We start from the raw sequence: 15,799 nt of genomic DNA, 5'->3' as shown, positions 1-15,799 counted from the left end.
TTGACGCCATTTGGCGACCCGACGGGAGTCGCGAGTGCGCCGCGAGGCCCGGGCGACGGACACCGCGGACGGAGAATCCTTGAGGTGTGGGTGTGGGTGTGGGTGTGGGCGTGGGCGTGGAGCGCGTGCGCGGTCGTCGCCGCCGGGCTTGTCACCACGCTTTCCCTGTACCGCACTTGGGGCTTCTGTGCCGCAGCCGGCTGCGGCTGCGCGGGGGTGGCAGCCGCACTGCGCGCGAGAAGCCGGCACCTACCCCGTGCTCCTGCCCTCTCTGCTCGACTATCGGTGGTACTCGCCGTGATGGGCGCCGTGGTTCCGCCGTTCCTCATACTCGTGTTGACCGACAGCGCGCGTTTCGAGGCTGCGGTCGTCGAGCGCTCGGCTGACCTGCTGCTGGACTCCGGCAGCCCCTACATATCTGCCCCGCCACGGTGACGGACCACAACCCGTACTTGCCAGGAATGACGTTCTTCAGGCTGCCGCACGTGGTGTTCGGCGGGGGGCGTTGACGGATGCCCGATGGCAGATGGTGATGGCCGGAGCCATCCGCCTGTCGATGGCCGGTGCGGCGACCGTGCTCGTCCGCCGGGTGCGCACTGAGCGCGATCATCGCCATGGTGTTGATCGCGAAACGCGGTCGCCGCCGTCGCCACCGCTATTGCCGGCGACGGACTGCGGGCGCGAGTCGGCACTCATCGACGGTATGGCCTCAAAGCCCCGCGCGATCCGTGCCTTCCGCAGGTGAGCCCCCACTCGCCGCTCCTGCGAGCCCGTCCGATCCGTCTCACTCAGTCGAGCCGGATGCCTGGCCCGCGAGGCGTCCCTGCTCCGTCCTGGACGCCCCCGCGTCATCCGGCTTGTGTTCCGCGTACGTTTCTCGCTCAGCCTCCGACTCCGGTGCGATCTCCGGTTCGCCGAACCAGGCAACCGCCACGGCTCCGGCCACCGCGACCACAAATCCGAGGATCGCCATCCACGCGAAGCCCGGACGGGAGGAGTCACCCAGCCACAGAACCCCGAGGATTCCGGGCACGACGGTCTCGCCCACCACCAGCGCCGCCGTGGCGCCGTTCACCGAACCGATCTGCAGGGCGACGGTGTGGAGGTACATCCCGCCGATGCCCGCGACCAGGATCGCGTAGAACGCAGGATCGCCGAGAAGGGACGGCAGATGGAACGGATCCACACCGTTCAGCACGCGCACGCCGACGCCGAGCGCGCCGAAGCCCAGGCCGGACAGCAGACCCGCGAGGATCGCGGCTCGTCCGCCGAGCAACCGTACGAGCAGGGTCCCGCCCCCGATGATCACGATCGAGGCGATCAGCAGCCACCAGTGGGTGCTGACCGGTGTATGACCGCTGCCCTCTGGTCCGGCGGCGGTGGCCAGCAGCACCAGCGCCGAGCAGACCACGGCGATGGAGGTCCACTCGGGACGGGTGAGCCGGATGTTCAGGAGCTTGATGCTGAGCACGGCCGTGATCACCAGGTTCGCGCTGATCACCGTCTGCGAAAGGAACAGCGGCAGCATTCGCGCCGCGAGCGCGCCCAGCCCGAAACCTATGAAGTCCAGCACGGTGCCGAGCATGAATTCCCAGGTCACGGCCGCCTTGGCGGTCGAAGACAGGCTCGGGCCGCCGTGCTGGGTGAGGGCGCTGCTGGATGCCTTCGCCGCCTCCTGACGAGCGGACTTGCGCGAGCCCACCGCCTGCAAGACCGAACCCGTGCCGTAGCAGGCGGATGCCGCCGTGGCCGTCAGAAGGCCGATGATCACCGAGAGCTCCGTTCGCGTGCTGCATTACCTGTTCATTACCTGGCCTGGCAGACGCGCATTTCGGGAGGTGAGTTGCCTCGATGGGCAAAAAGTTCTTCGGTCGGTCCTGCCGCGGCGCGGAATGGGGTGGAGGCCACGCTGGTGGAGGGGTTGATGGGACGCCTTCTTCCGATGGTTCCGGTGCATCGGGTGGCCTGGCCGTACGCGGTCGTCGGTCGGTGCGTGGACTCTCTGACGAGCGATGACGTCCATGGCGATGGGGCCTCCCGCCTGCGGCCCTACCTCGCTCTCCCGATCTTCCGCACCCTCGCCAAGAGCACGCCGACGAAGAGAGCGTCTCCGACGAGCGAGTTCACGACCCGCCGTCGGGGCCTCCGTGCTCGGCGGCGAGGCGAGCCAATGCCTCAGGGGCGTCGTCCACGGAATCGACCAGGGCGATCTTGGCGGCCATCGGGTGGTCGGTGGCCAGCGTCCGGAGCAACGGCCAAGCCGGCAACGTCTCGGTCCAGTGGCGGCGGTTCACCAGCACCATGGGCGACGGCGTACCGTGCGACCGGTAGTAGTTCAAGGTCGCGGCGTCGAAGACCTCTTGCACGGTGCCGGCCGCGCCCGGCAGGAACACCACGCCGGCGTTCGCCCGGGCCAACAAGCCCTCCTCGCGCAGCGCGTTGACGAAGTACTTCGCAATATGGGTCGCGAAGGCGTTCGGCGGCTCGTGCCCGTAGAACCAGGTGGGCATGGCGACCGAGGGGCCACCGTTGGGACGGCTCCGGAGCACCTCAACGGCGGCGCGCGCCCATTTGGTGACCGAGGGCCTGAAGTGCGGTGCTTTGGAGAGGAGTTCCAACGCCTCGTCGAGCGCGGCGTCGTCGTGGGGCGCGGTGTACGCCCCGAGGTTCGCCGCTTCCATCGCGCCGGGACCGCCGCCGGTAGCGACGGTCAGGCCGTCGCGGCTGAGGCGGCGCCCGAGCCTGGCCGCGCCCGCGTAGGCGTCGGAATCACGCGCCACGGAGTGCCCGCCCAGGATGCCCACCACGCGTGCGCCGGCGAGATGGTCGTCCAAGGCGTCCGAGACGGCATCGTCGTGGATGCTCCGCAGCATGCTGGCGACGACCTCGCCGGCCGCCTTGGTTTCCTGGAACCAGCGATACGTACGCGCATCAGGCGTGGCGTCGTAACCGACTTCGAGCAGTCCCGAGAAGAGGTCGCCCGGTGTGTAGAGGGCGCGGTGGTAGGGATCGAACGGCAGGCCCGGCACGGGCGGGAAGACCAAGGCGCCGCTGGCCCGCACCTTCGCGGCGGCATCCGGTTCCATCTCGCAACCGAGGAAGACGGAATCCGTGGTGTCCGTGGCCAGCAGCGTGAACGTACGGGTCGTCAGATCGAGGGACTGGAGGCGGTACCCGGCGAGGCTGCCGGATGCGGCGGCCTGGTCGAACTCCGCGAGCGAACCGATCTCTTGGCGGCGCTCGCGGGGGCCGAGACGGGCCGAGTGCTCTGCATTGGGCTGCACGTCCACCATGTTAGGGCCGCAGGGACTTCACCAGGGGCCCGAGCAGACCGTCTTCGGACGCGGAGTCGAGGGCGGCGCTCAGCGCGCTGTCGTACGTTGGGCGCGCCTTGGTCTGCGCCTCTCGGCCCTCATCGGTGATCACGCTGTAGACGCCGCGCCGGTCGTCGGGACACAAGTCCCGGCGGGTCAGGCCGGACGATTCCAGCCGCGAGGCCAGTCGGCTCACCGAACTCTGGTTGAGGCCGATCAGATCGGCGAGTTCCTGCATCCGCAGCTCGCCGTCCTCCGACTCCACCAGGCGCGCCAGCGCACGGTACTCGGACAGCCCGAGCTGGTGGTGCTGTTGCAGGGCCTTCGCCAGTTCCTGCTCGACGCGGGTGTGCAGTGCCCCCAGCCGGTCCCAGTGCTCCGCGTCCATCCTCTTCCGTTTTCTTCCGTCGTTCGCCATCTCCGGCGTCCCTTCCCGACATCCTCCGAGGCTTTTTCCGCTGAGCCCTTGACAGCAGCGTACATGCATCTGAAACTTATGTATGTGCATGCAAGGGATGTATGTGCATGGAGAATTCAAGGGGAGTGTCATGTCGTCGACCGAAGCCGTGGCAGCGGCAAGCGCGCGAGGAATCCAGCGCATCTCCACCACGCCGGACTGGTACGAGCCGTACAAGATCTCACAGGCCATCAAGGCCGGCGGACTGATCCATGTGTCCGGGCAGGCGGGAATCGACGAGCGCGGACGGACGGTTTCGGATGACTTCCTGGCCCAGGGGCGGCAGGCGTTCGCGAACGTCGAGCGGGTCCTCGCCGAGGCTGGTGCCTCGCTCGCCGATGTCGTGAAGGTCGGCATCTTCGTCACGGACATGGCGGCCAACCTCCGTCATGTCATCGCGCTGCGCGAGGAGTTCCTCTCCGAGCCCTACCCTGCGGACACCCTGCTCGAAGTGTCGTCGCTGGCCCAACCGGAGTGGCGAATAGAGGTCGAGGTCACCGCCCTCGCTCGCTGACGCCTGCTGCACTGCCGCTCGACAACGGACCTGCCTCGCACGGCCACATGGTCCCGCCGCGATCCAGCGCTCCGCGAACGATCGTGGCTCTGTACCTCCGCTCGGCACCGCATGCTGCCGACACCGACGGCCGTCAGGCACGCCGGACGCGGGCGCTGCCACGTCAGATCCCCCGCTACAACGCCTACGACGACCACATCAACTACACCAAGGAGCCGACCAACCGCATCACCCCGGTAAACGGGCTCAATCCCAACGATCGAAGCCGCTGGCCCAGAACACACCCGCGTCGCAACGAGCCGCTGCCGAGAACCCTCACCGCCTCAGGAGCACGGAACGGCAGAAGAACCCCCCTATTCCGCGAGGGACTTCAGCTCCCCTCGGTTTCGACACGCCGCCCCTCGGCACCAGCCTGCAACGCCGCGCCAGCCAGGGAGCGCCGCCGCGAGCCCCGGGAGCTGGCACATCCGAGCCCAGCGAGCTCGTGGTTCACCGCACCCGGCACACCCCATGCGCCAAAGACCAAGCCAGCTACGCTCAACATTCCGGAGGTCAACGAGCCAAACCCAAACGCGCCCGAGCCCAACACCCCAAGGCCCAGCGCACCATTGCTCAACGCGCGACGGTCCCATCTGCCGAATGTCGGGACACCCGAACTCAACGAGCCCGCCCTCACCGCATCGCAACGCGGCGCCTCGGCGCCCAGCGCATCCGCGCCTCTCACGTCAGCCCCCACCACATCAGTGCCCATAACGTCGGCACGGTTCACGTCCCCACCCATCCCTCAGGCACTCAACCGTCGAACGAGTTGGTCGGCGCCCCCTGCGTCGAACCGCACCGCGCCAACATCGTCCAACTCATCAGAGCTCAACTCACCAGAGCCCTATAGGCCGAGACTGAGGCTGAGAACGGGACCAAGGTCGGTCCTCGCCCTGTCCACTTCGCGCGCACCGCCTCCATCACCGCCGAGGCCCACCACCTCGCCCGATCGCACCGGACTCCCGGCTCAGTGCACCAGCGGCAGGGTGGCCATTTCGGCGACGGTCCATGTCAGGGGGCCCAGGACGAGGAGCAGGGCCAGGGTGCGCAGGGCCGTGGCGCGGTGGAGGACGGAGGCGGAGGCGCCGAGCCGGCGCAGGGCCGCCGTGGTGTGGGCGCGGGCGGTCCGGGATTCCCAGGCGGCGGTGAGGGCGCTGGCGCTGACGCAGGCAAGGATGACCGCCGCGCCGATGGCGGTGAAGGGGCCGAGCGGACGGGAGGGGGCGGCCTCGTACACCGCGGCGGCGGCATAGGCGGCGGAGGCGACCGCGCAGAGGACGCCGATCGGGCGGCCCAGGCGGTGGGACTCCTCCTGGAGTACGCGGCCGGAGAGCAGCCGCAGTGCGCCGGGGCGGCCCGCGCACAGCAACTGCCCGGAGAGGTACACCAGGCCGGGGCCGGCCAGCACCAGGCCGAAGGCGGCGAGGCCCCAACCGATCAGAATATTTGGTGGGCTGACGATCAGTCGGCCGGGGAGGGGTAGTAGCCCGCCGGGGGTGCCGGCGGCTGGGCTGGTGTAGGCCTCGACGGCCAGACCGGCGGCGGTCAACGCGACGCCCCAGGGGAGGCCGGAGGGGGCTGTGGTGGTGGCAGGGAGTGCGAAGTTGATGGCGCCCGGTTCGGTGCGGGGGCGGAGCGCGAAGGCGGTGGCCGCGGCGGCGGTCAGCGGGATGACGGACAGCAGGATGAGGGCGCCGACCAGCGGCACGGGGTGGCCGGCGCCGAGCAGGTTGGCGTCGACGAACCGGTGGCCGGTGCCGGTGCCACCGAGGTTGTTGCGGAGGGACAGGAAGGCGGCGAAAGAGAGGAGGACGCCGAGGAGACAGGAGAGTGCGGTCGAGGTCGCGGCGAGCAGGGTGAGCCGCAGCGGGCCCAGGCCGGCGGCGGTCATGCCCCGCTGGAGGCGGGCGGCTGGGTCGGTGCGGGCCACGGACACCGCGAGTTGTGTGGTGGCCGCGAGCGGGACGGCGCACCACAGGAGTCGGGCCAAGGAGTCGCCGGCCGTGTCGGGGTGGGCGGCGGCGTGACCGAGGGCCCCCAGCACCAGGAAGCCGGTGCCGGCCGCTGCGGTGGCGACGAAGAGTCGGCGCAGCAGGACGAGGGGGTGAGCGCCACGGGCTAGGCGGAGAGCGAGCACGCTGCCCTGCTTTCCTCATCGGGGGTGCCGGTGGCCTCGGGGACGGCGCCGGAGCGGCGGCCGTCGAAGAGGGTGAGGGTCCGGTCGGCGAGTGCGGCGACCTGGGGGTCGTAGGTCGCCAGGACCACGGTGATGTGGTGCGAGCGGGCGGCGGTGGTCAGGGTGCGGAGCACCTGGGTGCCGTCGGCGCTGTGCAGCGGGGCGGTCGGTTCGTCGGCGAAGAGCACCTGCGGGGCGGCGGCCAACGCGCGGGCGATGGCGACGCGTTGGCGCTGGGTCTGGTCGAGCCGGGCGGGGCGGTGGCGGGCGCACATGCCGACGTCGAGGCGTTCCAGCCATTCGATGGCGGTGTGTTTGGCCTCGCGGTGACTCGTGCCGCGCAGCAGGAGGGGGAGGGCGGTGTTCTCCCAGGAGGTGAGTTCCGGGACGAGGTGGGGCTTGGTGTCGATCCAGCCGAACCGATCGAGACGCAGCCGTTCGCGGCTGGGGGAGGAGAGGGTGTGTACGGGGGCGCCGTTGAACCAGATCTCGCCCTCGGTCGGGACGAGTTGGCCGGAAAGGCACGCGAGGAGCGTGGTCTTGCCGCTGCCGCGGGGTCCGGTGACGGCAAGGATCTCGCCCTCGTGCACGCCGAGCGAGACATCGGTGAGGGCGGGGGTGGAGCCGTGCATGTGGTGCAGGCCGCGGGCCCAGAGAACGTCGTTGTCAGGCGGGGCCACCATCTGCACACCTCTCGCTGGTTCGCTGGTCGTTCCGCCGGCCGGGGGAACGAACACGGAGGGTATCGGTCACCAGCACGGTAAGGAATCGGGTCCCCGGTCATTTGTGGCTCGGCAGCCACAACGGCCCAGAATCACTCGTATGGGTGGGGGACGAGTGAATCCGGGCCGTTGGATGTTCAGTTGTCTCCCAGCGGACCAGGAGGGGGTGCCGTGATCAGAGCTTGGCCCAGGCCTCGGTGAGGACGGAGCGCAGGATCTGCTCGATCTCGTCGAAGACCGGCTGGTCGGCGATGAGCGGCGGGGCGAGCTGGATGACCGGGTCGCCACGGTCGTCCGCGCGGCAGTAGAGACCGTTGTCGTACAGCGCCTTGGAGAGGAAGCCGTAGAGGACGCGCTCGGTCTCCTCGTCGTTGAAGGACTCCTTGGTGGTCTTGTCCTTGACGAGCTCGATGCCGTAGAAGTAGCCGTTGCCGCGGACGTCGCCGACGATCGGCAGGTCGTGCAGCTTCTGGAGGGTGCTCAGGAAGTTGCCCTCGTTGTCGAGGACGTGCTTGTTGAGGCCCTCGCGCTCGAAGATGTCGAAGTTCGCCAGCGCCACGGCCGAGGAGACCGGGTGACCGCCGAAGGTGTAGCCGTGCAGGAAGGTGTTGTCGCCCTTGTAGAACGGCTCGGCGAGGCGGTCGGAGATGATGCAGGCGCCGATCGGGGAGTAGCCCGAGGTCATGCCCTTGGCGCAGGTGATCATGTCCGGGACGTAGTCGAACTTGTCGCAGGCGAACATGGTGCCGAGGCGGCCGAAGGCGCAGATGACCTCGTCGGAGACGAGCAGCACGTCGTACTGGTCGCAGATCTCGCGGACCCGCTGGAAGTAGCCGGGGGGCGGCGGGAAGCAGCCACCGGCGTTCTGGACCGGCTCCAGGAAGACGGCGGCGACGGTCTCCGGGCCCTCGAAGAGGATCTGCTGCTCGATCTGGTCGGCGGCCCAGCGGCCGAACGCCTCGGGGTCGTCGCCGAAGAGCGGGGCGCGGTAGATGTTGGTGTTGGGGACCTTGTGCGCGCCGGGGACCAGCGGCTCGAAGGGGGCCTTCAGGCCCGGCAGGCCGGTGATGGACAGGGCGCCCTGCGGGGTGCCGTGGTAGGCGACCGCGCGGGATATGACCTTGTACTTGGTGGGCTTGCCGGTGAGCTTGAAGTACTGCTTGGCCAGCTTCCAGGCGGTCTCGACGGCCTCGCCGCCACCGGTGGTGAAGAAGACCTTGTTGAGGTCGCCCGGCGCGTAGTGCGCCAGGCGCTCGGCCAGCTCCACGGCCTTGGGGTGGGCGTAGGACCACACCGGGAAGAAGGCCAGTTCCTGGGCCTGCTTGTAGGCGGTCTCGGCGAGCTCGACGCGGCCGTGGCCGGCGTTGACCACGAACAGGCCGGCGAGGCCGTCGATGTAGCGCTTGCCCTTGTCGTCGTAGATGTTGGTGCCCTCGCCGCGCACGATCGTGGGCACGGGGGCGTTCTCGTACGACGACATGCGGGTGAAGTGCATCCACAGGTGGTCGTACGCCGTCTTGGAGAGGTCGGCGCTCATTGCTATCTCGTTCCCCAGGTGTAGGTCTGCTTCCGGAGCTTGAGGTACACGAAGCTCTCGGTGGATCGGACGCCGGGAAGCGTGCGGATCCGCTTGTTGATCATTTCCAGAAGGTGGTCGTCGTCCTCGCAGACGATCTCGATGAGGAGATCGAAGGAGCCTGCCGTCATGACGACGTATTCGACTTCCTCCATGGTCGTCAGGGCGTCGGCCACGGGGTCGAGGTCGCCCTCGACGTTGATGCCGACCATCGCCTGCCGGCGGAAACCGACCGTGAGGGGGTCGGTGACCGCGACGATCTGCATCACGCCTTGGTCGAGCAGCTTCTGTACGCGCTGACGTACCGCCGCCTCGGACAGGCCGACGGCCTTGCCGATCGCGGCGTACGGACGGCGCCCGTCCTCCTGGAGCTGCTCGATGATCGCCAGGGAGACGGAGTCGATCGACGGAGTGCCGTTTCTGTCACGAGTGGCCACATCCCTCACTGTGCACGAGGTTCGACGGTATGGCAACCCTGAATCAATGAAATCAGTTGTCTATCGATGGAGATTTAACTGATTCCGTTGTTCGAAGGGTGTGGGTGTGTTGAAAACGTGGTCCCCGCGACTAGGGTGGGGGCACAACCACCGGACATCTGACACTGACTGAAGGGGGCGCACAGTGACCACCGCACTGCGTCGTCTGCGCAACTACATCGACGGGGAGTTCCGGGACGCCGCCGACGGCCGGACCACGGAGGTGGTCAACCCGGAGACGGGTGAGGCGTACGCCACCGCCCCCCTCTCCGGTGCCGCGGACGTGGACACGGCCATGGCCGCCGCCGAGGCCGCATTCCCGGCCTGGCGCGACCTGATCCCGGCCGAGCGCCAGAAGGTCCTGCTCAAGGTCGCCGACCGCTTCGAGGAGCGCGCCGAGGAGCTGATCGCCGCCGAGTCCGAGAACTGCGGCAAGCCGATCGCCCTCGTGCGCTCCGAGGAGATCCCGCCGATGGTGGACCAGATCCGCTTCTTCGCGGGCGCCGCCCGGATGCTGGAGGGCCGCTCGGCCGGCGAGTACATGGACGGCTTCACCTCCATCATCCGCCGCGAGCCGGTCGGCGTCTGCGCTCAGGTCGCGCCGTGGAACTACCCGATGATGATGGCCGTTTGGAAGTTCGCCCCGGCGCTGGCCGCGGGCAACACCGTGGTCCTCAAGCCCTCCGACACCACCCCCGCCTCCACGGTGCTGATCGCCGAGATCATCGGCGGCGTCCTGGACGAACTCGGCCACTCCCGCGGCGTGTTCAACGTCGTCTGCGGTGACCGGGAGACCGGCCGGCTGATGGTCGAGCACAAGACCCCGGCGATGGCGTCGATCACCGGCTCGGTGCGCGCCGGCATGCAGGTGGCCGAATCCGCGTCCAAGGACCTCAAGCGGGTCCACCTGGAGCTCGGCGGCAAGGCCCCGGTCGTGGTCTTCGAGGACACCGACATCCCCAAGGCCGTCGAGGACATCGCGACGGCCGGCTACTTCAACGCCGGACAGGACTGTACGGCCGCCACCCGCGTGCTCGTCCAGGAGTCCATCCACGACGAGTTCGTCGCCGCGCTGGCCAAGGCCGCCTCGGAGACCAAGACCGGCCCGGTCGACGACGAGGACGTGCTCTACGGCCCGCTGAACAACGCCAACCAGCTGGCCCAGGTCAAGGGCTTCATCGAGCGGCTGCCCGCGCACGCCAAGATCGAGGCCGGCGGCGAACAGGTCGGCGAGAAGGGCTACTTCTTCGCCCCGACCGTCGTCTCGGGCCTGAAGCAGGACGACGAGATCGTCCAGCACGAGGTCTTCGGCCCGGTGATCACCGTCCAGTCCTTCGCCGACGAGAAGCAGGCGGTGGAGTGGGCCAACGGCGTCGAGTACGCCCTGGCGTCCTCGGTGTGGACCAAGGACCACGCCCGCGCGATGCGGATGTCCAAGGCCCTCGACTTCGGCTGCGTGTGGATCAACACCCACATCCCGCTGGTCGCCGAGATGCCGCACGGCGGCTTCAAGAAGTCCGGCTACGGCAAGGACCTGTCCGCCTACGGCTTCGACGACTACACCCGGATCAAGCACGTGATGACCTCGCTGGACGGCTGAACCGGCCGTCCCCGCAAGGGGATCCGCGCCGTCGAGCGACACGGAACGCTCGACACACCGTCGCGGGCGGAGGCCCGGCAACCGACGCTCTGTCTCTTGCCGCCTCCGCCCGCGACGCGTGAGAGTGCTCGCCATGGCTGATCTTTCGCGGCGTTCGCTGCTTCGGGGCATGGGCGGAATCGGTGTGACCGGGGCGCTGGCCGCCATGACGGGATGCGGGGTGCCGCCGGCCTACGTCGAGGCCGCCGACCGCGAGGCCCCGGACCGTTCCGCCCACGACCGCAAGCTGGTCTTCGCCAACTGGCCGCTCTACATCGACGTCGACGACCACGACAAGCGGCGCCGCCCCACGCTGGACGCGTTCCAGAAGCGCACCGGGATCTCCGTGACGTACACCGAGGAGATCAACGACAACGACGAGTTCTTCGGCAAGATCAGCCCCGCGCTGATGAACCACCAGCCCACCGGGCGGGACCTGATCGTCATCAGTGACTGGATGTGCGCCCGCTACGTCCGGCTGGGCTGGGTCGAGACGATGGACCGCGCGGCCCAACCGAACGTCGCCGAGCACCTCGATCCGCTGCTGCGCGGCCCGCACTTCGACCCCGGCCGGCGGCACTCCGTCCCCTGGCAGTCCGGCATCACCGGCATCGCCTACAACCGCCGGAAGCTGGGCCGGGAGATCCGGCACACCTCCGATCTGTGGAAGGACGACCTGCGCGGCCGGGTCACGCTGCTGGCCGGGCTGGACGAGGCGTTCGCGATGCTGCTCCAGGGCAACGGCGTGGACATCACCCGTTGGACCGCCGCCGACTTCCACCGGATGATCGACCAGGTGCGCGCGCAGGTCCGCAAGGGGCAGATCCGCCGGTTCACCGGCAACGACTACATCAAGGACCTGGACTCCGGCGATGTGCTCGCCGCGCAGGCGTACTCCGGTGACGTCATCCAACTCAAGGCGGACAACCCGGACATCGAGTTCGTGGTGCCCGAGGAGGGCGCGGAGTTGTGGGCGGAGAGCATGATGATCCCCAACCTCGCGGCCCACAAGCGGAACGCCGAGCGGCTGATCGACTACTACTACCGGCCCGAGGTCGCGGCCGAGCTCGCCGCCTGGGTCAACTACGTCTGCCCGGTGCCGGCCGCGCGGGAGGTGCTCGCCGCGTCCAAGGACAAGGAGCGGGCGCAACTGGCCGAGGACCCGCTGATCTTCCCCGATGCGGCGCTGCGCGAGCGGCTGGCCATCGCCCGGGACATCACGGCGAAGGAGCGGGTCGAGTTCGCCAAGGAGTGGAACGGGATCGTGGGGTTGTAGGGAGGGGCGGGGGCCGGGGAGCGTCGCCGAGTGGGCTCCGGGCCCCGCGCAGCCGCCGGTCGGCTGCGCGGGTCGACGGCGGGTCGACTAGCCGCGCCACCCGGCCGCGTACGCGTCGATCTCGGTCGACAGGCGGGACTTGGCCGCGTCGTCCATGAACGAGGCGGTGACGGCGTTCTTGGCGAGGGCGGTCAGGCCGGCGGTGTCCAGGCCCAACAGGCGGGCGGCGATGGCGTATTCGGTGTTGAGGTCGGTGCCGAACATCGGGGGGTCGTCGCTGTTGATGGTGACCAGGACGCCGGCATCGACCATCTCCTTGAGCGGGTGCTCCTCCAGGGTGGCGACCGCGCGGGTGGCGATGTTGGACGTCGGGCAGACCTCCAACGGGATGCGGTGCTCGGCGAGATGGGCCAGCAGCTTCGGGTCCTGGGTGGCGCTGGTGCCGTGGCCGATCCGCTCGGCGCCCAGCGCGGTCAGGGCGTCCCAGATGGTGTCGGGGCCGGTGGTCTCGCCGGCGTGCGGGACGGAGCGCAGTCCGACGGCGCGGGCGCGGTCGAAGTACGGCTTGAACTGGGGCCGGGGGACGCCGATTTCGGGGCCGCCGAGGCCGAACGAGACCAGGCCCTCGGGCTGGAGGTCGCAGGCGATCCGGGCGGTCTCCTCGGCGGCCTCCAGACCGGCCTCGCCGGGGATGTCGAAGCACCAGCGCAGCACCACGCCCAGCTCCGCCTCGGCGGCCTTCCGGGCGTCCTCGATGGCCTCGACGTAGGCGGCGTCGGGGATGCCGCGGCGGGTGGAGCTGAACGGGGTCAGCGTCAGCTCGGCGTAGCGGATCTGCTGGCGGGCCATGTCGCGGGCGACCTCGTACGTCAGCAGGCGGACGTCCTCGGCGTCGCGGATGAGGTCCACGACGGAGAGGTAGACCTCGATGAAGTGGGCGAAGTCGCGGAAGGTGAAGTAGTCGGCGAGCGCCTCGGGGTCGCTGGGCACCACGGAGTCCGGGTGCCGGGCGGCGAGTTCGGAGACGATCCGGGGGGAGGCCGAGCCGACGTGGTGGACGTGCAGCTCCGCCTTGGGCAGGCCGGCGATGAAGGCGTCGAGGTCGGACAACGGTTCCTCCTGGTGAGGTGGGCTCGGCGGTGGGTGCGGTCCGGCCATCGTAGGACGGGGGTGGGGCGGGCCCGGGCCGGTGGGGGCGGGCGGACCCCGGGCGTCAGCGGTCGTCGGTCGGGGTGCCGTCCGCCTCGGCCAACTGCTGGCGGGCCGCCATCAGCGCGAAGCCCAGGAGGTTCGGCCCGCGCCAGCGGGTCGGGTCCGCGGCGCGGTCGTCGTCGGCGGCGAGGCCGATGCCCCATATCCGGTCCACGGGGCTGGCCTCCACCAGGACGCGGGAACCGGTGCCCAGCAGGAACTCCCGGAGCCCGGTGTCCTGGCCGAACTTGTGCCGGCTGCCCTCGACGACCAGGGCGAAGCGATGGAGCCGCCAGAGTGCCTCGTCGAAGCCGGTGACCGTCCGGCCGGCGTCCTTGGCCTGCTTGGGGTGGCCGGCGGCGAGCGCCCGCCGCTCCGCCGCCGCGTCGCCGAACAGCCGGGCCTTGCCGGCCATCATCCAGTGCTCCGCGGTGGCGTACCGGACGCCGTCGACGGTGAAGGGGGCGGGCCACCACTGGCTGAGGCAGCTCGCCCCGATGCCGCCGCCGCGGGGCGGGCGGTGGCCCCAGAAGTGGAGGTACTTGATCCGCTGGCCGGTGGCGGCGAGCGCGATCAACTCCTCGACCGTGCGCGGCCCGTCCGCGCTGCGGTCGGCGGTGCTTCCCGGGGCCGTCCCCGGACCGTCGTGCATCATGCCGGGATTCTGTCAGCGGGCACTGACAACGTGTCGGGGTTTTCCGCCACCGAATTCGCAGAATTCGTTGCGTAACCAAAAGGCAACAACGGAATCACTTGTTGGCTGCCTTCTGTTCTGTCAGGATCGGCCATCGATTCCGGAAATAGCTACGCCTGGCAGTGCGGCTGAGCGGCCTTGCGGGCCCGGCGGAGGAGAGCACCATGGACCAGCGATTCGAAGCGGCCGAGCGATTCGCCGAGGGGGCGCAATTCATCGCCGGGAGTCTGCGCAGCGGAACCTCCGGCCGTGCTCAGGACGTCGTGGACCCGGCCACCGGCGAGACCGTCCTGCGGTACGAACTCGCCTCCACCGCCGACGTGGACGCCGCGGTGGCGGCCGCCGCGCGGGCCTTCCCGGGCTGGGCCGGGGCCACGCCCGGTGAGCGTTCCGAGGTCCTGCACCGCTTCGCGGCGGCGCTCGCCGAGGACGCCGAGGAACTCGCCGCCGCGGAATCCCTGAACTGCGGAAAGCCCCTCAAGCTCAGCCGGGAGTTCGACGTTCCCGGCAGCGTCGACAACGCCGCGTTCTTCGCCGGCGCCGCCCGGCACTTGGAGGGGAAGGCGGCCGGGGAATACAGCGGCGACCACACCTCCGTGATCCGCCGGGAACCGATCGGCGTGGTCGGCTCCATCGCCCCCTGGAACTATCCGCTCCAGATGGCCGCCTGGAAGGTGCTGCCGGCCATCGCCGCGGGCAACGCGATCGTCCTCAAGCCCGCCGAGATCACCCCGCTGACCTCGCTGCTGTTCGCGCGGGCCGCGCAGCGCGCCGGGCTGCCCGACGGCGTGCTCAACATCGTCTCCGGTGCCGGCCGGGACGCCGGTGAGCGGCTGGTCGGCCACCCCGACGTCGCGATGACCTCCTTCACCGGCTCCACCGCCGTCGGCAAGCGGGTCGCCGAGATCGCCACCGGGACCGTCAAGCGGATCCACCTCGAACTCGGCGGCAAGGCCCCGTTCGTGGTCTTCGACGACGCCGACCTGGAGGCGGCCGTGCACGGCGCGGTCGCCGGCGCCCTGATCAACAGCGGGCAGGACTGCACCGCCGCCACCCGCGCCTATGTCCAACGGCCGCTCTACGACGCGTTCGTGAGCGGGGTGGCCGACCTGATGGCGACCGTGCGGCTGGGCGACCCGTTCGACCCGTCCACCGACCTCGGGCCGCTGATCTCGCACGCCCAGCGGGACCGGGTGGCCGCCTTCGTCGAGCGGGCCCGCGGCTACGCCACCGTCGTCACCGGCGGCGAGGCACCCCAGGGGGAGTTGGCCAAGGGCGCGTACTACCGGCCCACGCTGATCGCCGGCGCCGCCCAGGACAGCGAGGTCGTGCAGTCCGAGATCTTCGGCCCGGTGCTGGTCGTGCTGCCCTTCGACGGCGACGACGAGGGCATCGCGCTGGCCAACGACACCCCCTACGGGCTGGCCGCCTCCGCCTGGAGCCGGGACGTCTACCGCACCGGCCGGGCCACCCGCGAGATCAACGCCGGCTGCGTCTGGGTCAACGACCACATCCCGATCATCAGCGAGATGCCGCACGGCGGCGCCAAGGCGTCCGGCTTCGGCAAGGACATGTCGGCGTACTCCTTCGAGGAGTACACCCAGGTCAAGCACGTGATGTACGACAACACCGGGGTGGCCAGGAAGGACTGGCACCGGACGATCTTCGGGGACCGCGCCTGACCCCGCCCACCGGGGCGCCCCGCACCACCGGGCGCCCCACCGC

The 15,799-nt window shown here is 69.8% G+C and carries 13 protein-coding genes; 4 read left to right on the top strand and 9 right to left on the bottom strand.

All coding sequences use genetic code 11. The features are described 5' to 3' along the window. Nucleotides 1-784 precede the first annotated feature (784 nt). From PV796_RS12150 to PV796_RS12140, 3 genes are all read right to left on the bottom strand, one after another. Nucleotides 785-1,771, bottom strand: a complete 987-nt coding sequence (locus tag PV796_RS12150) for a hypothetical protein (RefSeq protein WP_274912976.1) — start codon at nt 1,769-1,771, stop codon at nt 785-787. Between the two features lie 352 nt (nt 1,772-2,123). Beyond that, nucleotides 2,124-3,284, bottom strand: coding sequence for an LOG family protein (locus PV796_RS12145; protein WP_376564064.1), 1,161 nt, complete (start codon nt 3,282-3,284; stop codon nt 2,124-2,126). 10 nt (nt 3,285-3,294) lie between these two features. Continuing rightward, complete coding sequence (locus PV796_RS12140; RefSeq protein WP_274912974.1) at nt 3,295-3,702, bottom strand: MarR family winged helix-turn-helix transcriptional regulator; 408 nt, start codon at nt 3,700-3,702, stop codon at nt 3,295-3,297. A 160-nt stretch (nt 3,703-3,862) separates the two neighbouring features. Between PV796_RS12140 and PV796_RS12135 the strand changes: the two genes are divergently transcribed. Beyond that, complete coding sequence (locus PV796_RS12135) at nt 3,863-4,285, top strand: RidA family protein (protein WP_274912973.1); 423 nt, start codon at nt 3,863-3,865, stop codon at nt 4,283-4,285. A 1,006-nt stretch (nt 4,286-5,291) separates the two neighbouring features. Here the strand turns inward: PV796_RS12135 and PV796_RS12130 are convergent. The 4 genes from PV796_RS12130 to PV796_RS12115 form a co-directional block, all read right to left on the bottom strand. Continuing rightward, nucleotides 5,292-6,461: a hypothetical protein gene (locus PV796_RS12130; protein ID WP_274912971.1), complete on the bottom strand. Its 1,170-nt coding sequence runs from the start codon at nt 6,459-6,461 to the stop codon at nt 5,292-5,294. Further along, complete coding sequence (locus tag PV796_RS12125; protein ID WP_274912970.1) at nt 6,443-7,183, bottom strand: ABC transporter ATP-binding protein; 741 nt, start codon at nt 7,181-7,183, stop codon at nt 6,443-6,445. The genes PV796_RS12130 and PV796_RS12125 overlap by 19 nt, the downstream gene beginning before the upstream one ends. A 214-nt stretch (nt 7,184-7,397) precedes the next feature. Then, a complete protein-coding gene (locus PV796_RS12120) occupies nt 7,398-8,759 on the bottom strand; it encodes an aspartate aminotransferase family protein (protein WP_274912968.1) in 1,362 nt (453 codons plus the stop codon). Between the two features lie 2 nt (nt 8,760-8,761). Further along, on the bottom strand, nt 8,762-9,235 hold the full coding sequence (locus PV796_RS12115; RefSeq protein WP_042150015.1) for an Lrp/AsnC family transcriptional regulator: 474 nt from the start codon (nt 9,233-9,235) through the stop codon (nt 8,762-8,764). A gap of 184 nt (nt 9,236-9,419) precedes the next feature. Between PV796_RS12115 and PV796_RS12110 the strand changes: the two genes are divergently transcribed. Together PV796_RS12110 and PV796_RS12105 are read left to right on the top strand one after the other, a co-directional pair. Continuing rightward, the gene (locus PV796_RS12110; RefSeq protein ID WP_274912965.1) at nt 9,420-10,874 is read left to right on the top strand and encodes a gamma-aminobutyraldehyde dehydrogenase; all 1,455 of its coding nucleotides are present in this window, start codon (nt 9,420-9,422) and stop codon (nt 10,872-10,874) included. Nucleotides 10,875-11,007: 133 nt separating this feature from the next. Further along, nucleotides 11,008-12,189 carry a polyamine ABC transporter substrate-binding protein gene (locus tag PV796_RS12105; protein ID WP_274912964.1) on the top strand — a complete coding sequence of 394 codons (1,182 nt, stop codon included), beginning with the start codon at nt 11,008-11,010 and terminating at the stop codon, nt 12,187-12,189. A gap of 87 nt (nt 12,190-12,276) precedes the next feature. Here PV796_RS12105 and PV796_RS12100 read toward each other — a convergent pair whose 3' ends face one another. Together PV796_RS12100 and PV796_RS12095 are read right to left on the bottom strand one after the other, a co-directional pair. Continuing rightward, nucleotides 12,277-13,347: an adenosine deaminase gene (locus PV796_RS12100; RefSeq protein ID WP_376564060.1), complete on the bottom strand. Its 1,071-nt coding sequence runs from the start codon at nt 13,345-13,347 to the stop codon at nt 12,277-12,279. A gap of 55 nt (nt 13,348-13,402) precedes the next feature. Beyond that, nucleotides 13,403-14,035: an NADAR family protein gene (locus PV796_RS12095; protein ID WP_274912962.1), complete on the bottom strand. Its 633-nt coding sequence runs from the start codon at nt 14,033-14,035 to the stop codon at nt 13,403-13,405. A 203-nt stretch (nt 14,036-14,238) separates the two neighbouring features. Between PV796_RS12095 and PV796_RS12090 the strand changes: the two genes are divergently transcribed. Then, entirely contained in the window at nt 14,239-15,756 is a 1,518-nt protein-coding gene (locus PV796_RS12090; protein ID WP_274912961.1) for a gamma-aminobutyraldehyde dehydrogenase, read from the top strand. Nucleotides 15,757-15,799 lie beyond the last annotated feature (43 nt).

The sequence above is a fragment of the Streptomyces sp. WZ-12 genome (genome assembly GCF_028898845.1).
Taxonomy (GTDB): domain Bacteria; phylum Actinomycetota; class Actinomycetes; order Streptomycetales; family Streptomycetaceae; genus Streptomyces.
The sequence above is the reverse complement of the archived record's forward strand: the minus strand, read 5'-3'. Positions and strand labels throughout refer to the sequence as shown.

Excerpts from the sequence above, each read along its gene's own strand:
- PV796_RS12095 (WP_274912962.1), bottom strand. The coding sequence starts at position 14,035 with ATGATGCACGACGGTCCGGGGACGGCCCCGGGAAGCACCGCCGACCGC.
- PV796_RS12140 (WP_274912974.1), bottom strand. The coding sequence starts at position 3,702 with ATGGACGCGGAGCACTGGGACCGGCTGGGGGCACTGCACACCCGCGTC.
- PV796_RS12090 (WP_274912961.1), top strand. The coding sequence starts at position 14,239 with ATGGACCAGCGATTCGAAGCGGCCGAGCGATTCGCCGAGGGGGCGCAA.
- PV796_RS12125 (WP_274912970.1), bottom strand. The coding sequence starts at position 7,183 with ATGGTGGCCCCGCCTGACAACGACGTTCTCTGGGCCCGCGGCCTGCAC.
- PV796_RS12120 (WP_274912968.1), bottom strand. The coding sequence starts at position 8,759 with ATGAGCGCCGACCTCTCCAAGACGGCGTACGACCACCTGTGGATGCAC.
- PV796_RS12135 (WP_274912973.1), top strand. The coding sequence starts at position 3,863 with ATGTCGTCGACCGAAGCCGTGGCAGCGGCAAGCGCGCGAGGAATCCAG.
- PV796_RS12105 (WP_274912964.1), top strand. The coding sequence starts at position 11,008 with ATGGCTGATCTTTCGCGGCGTTCGCTGCTTCGGGGCATGGGCGGAATC.
- PV796_RS12100 (WP_376564060.1), bottom strand. The coding sequence starts at position 13,347 with ATGGCCGGACCGCACCCACCGCCGAGCCCACCTCACCAGGAGGAACCG.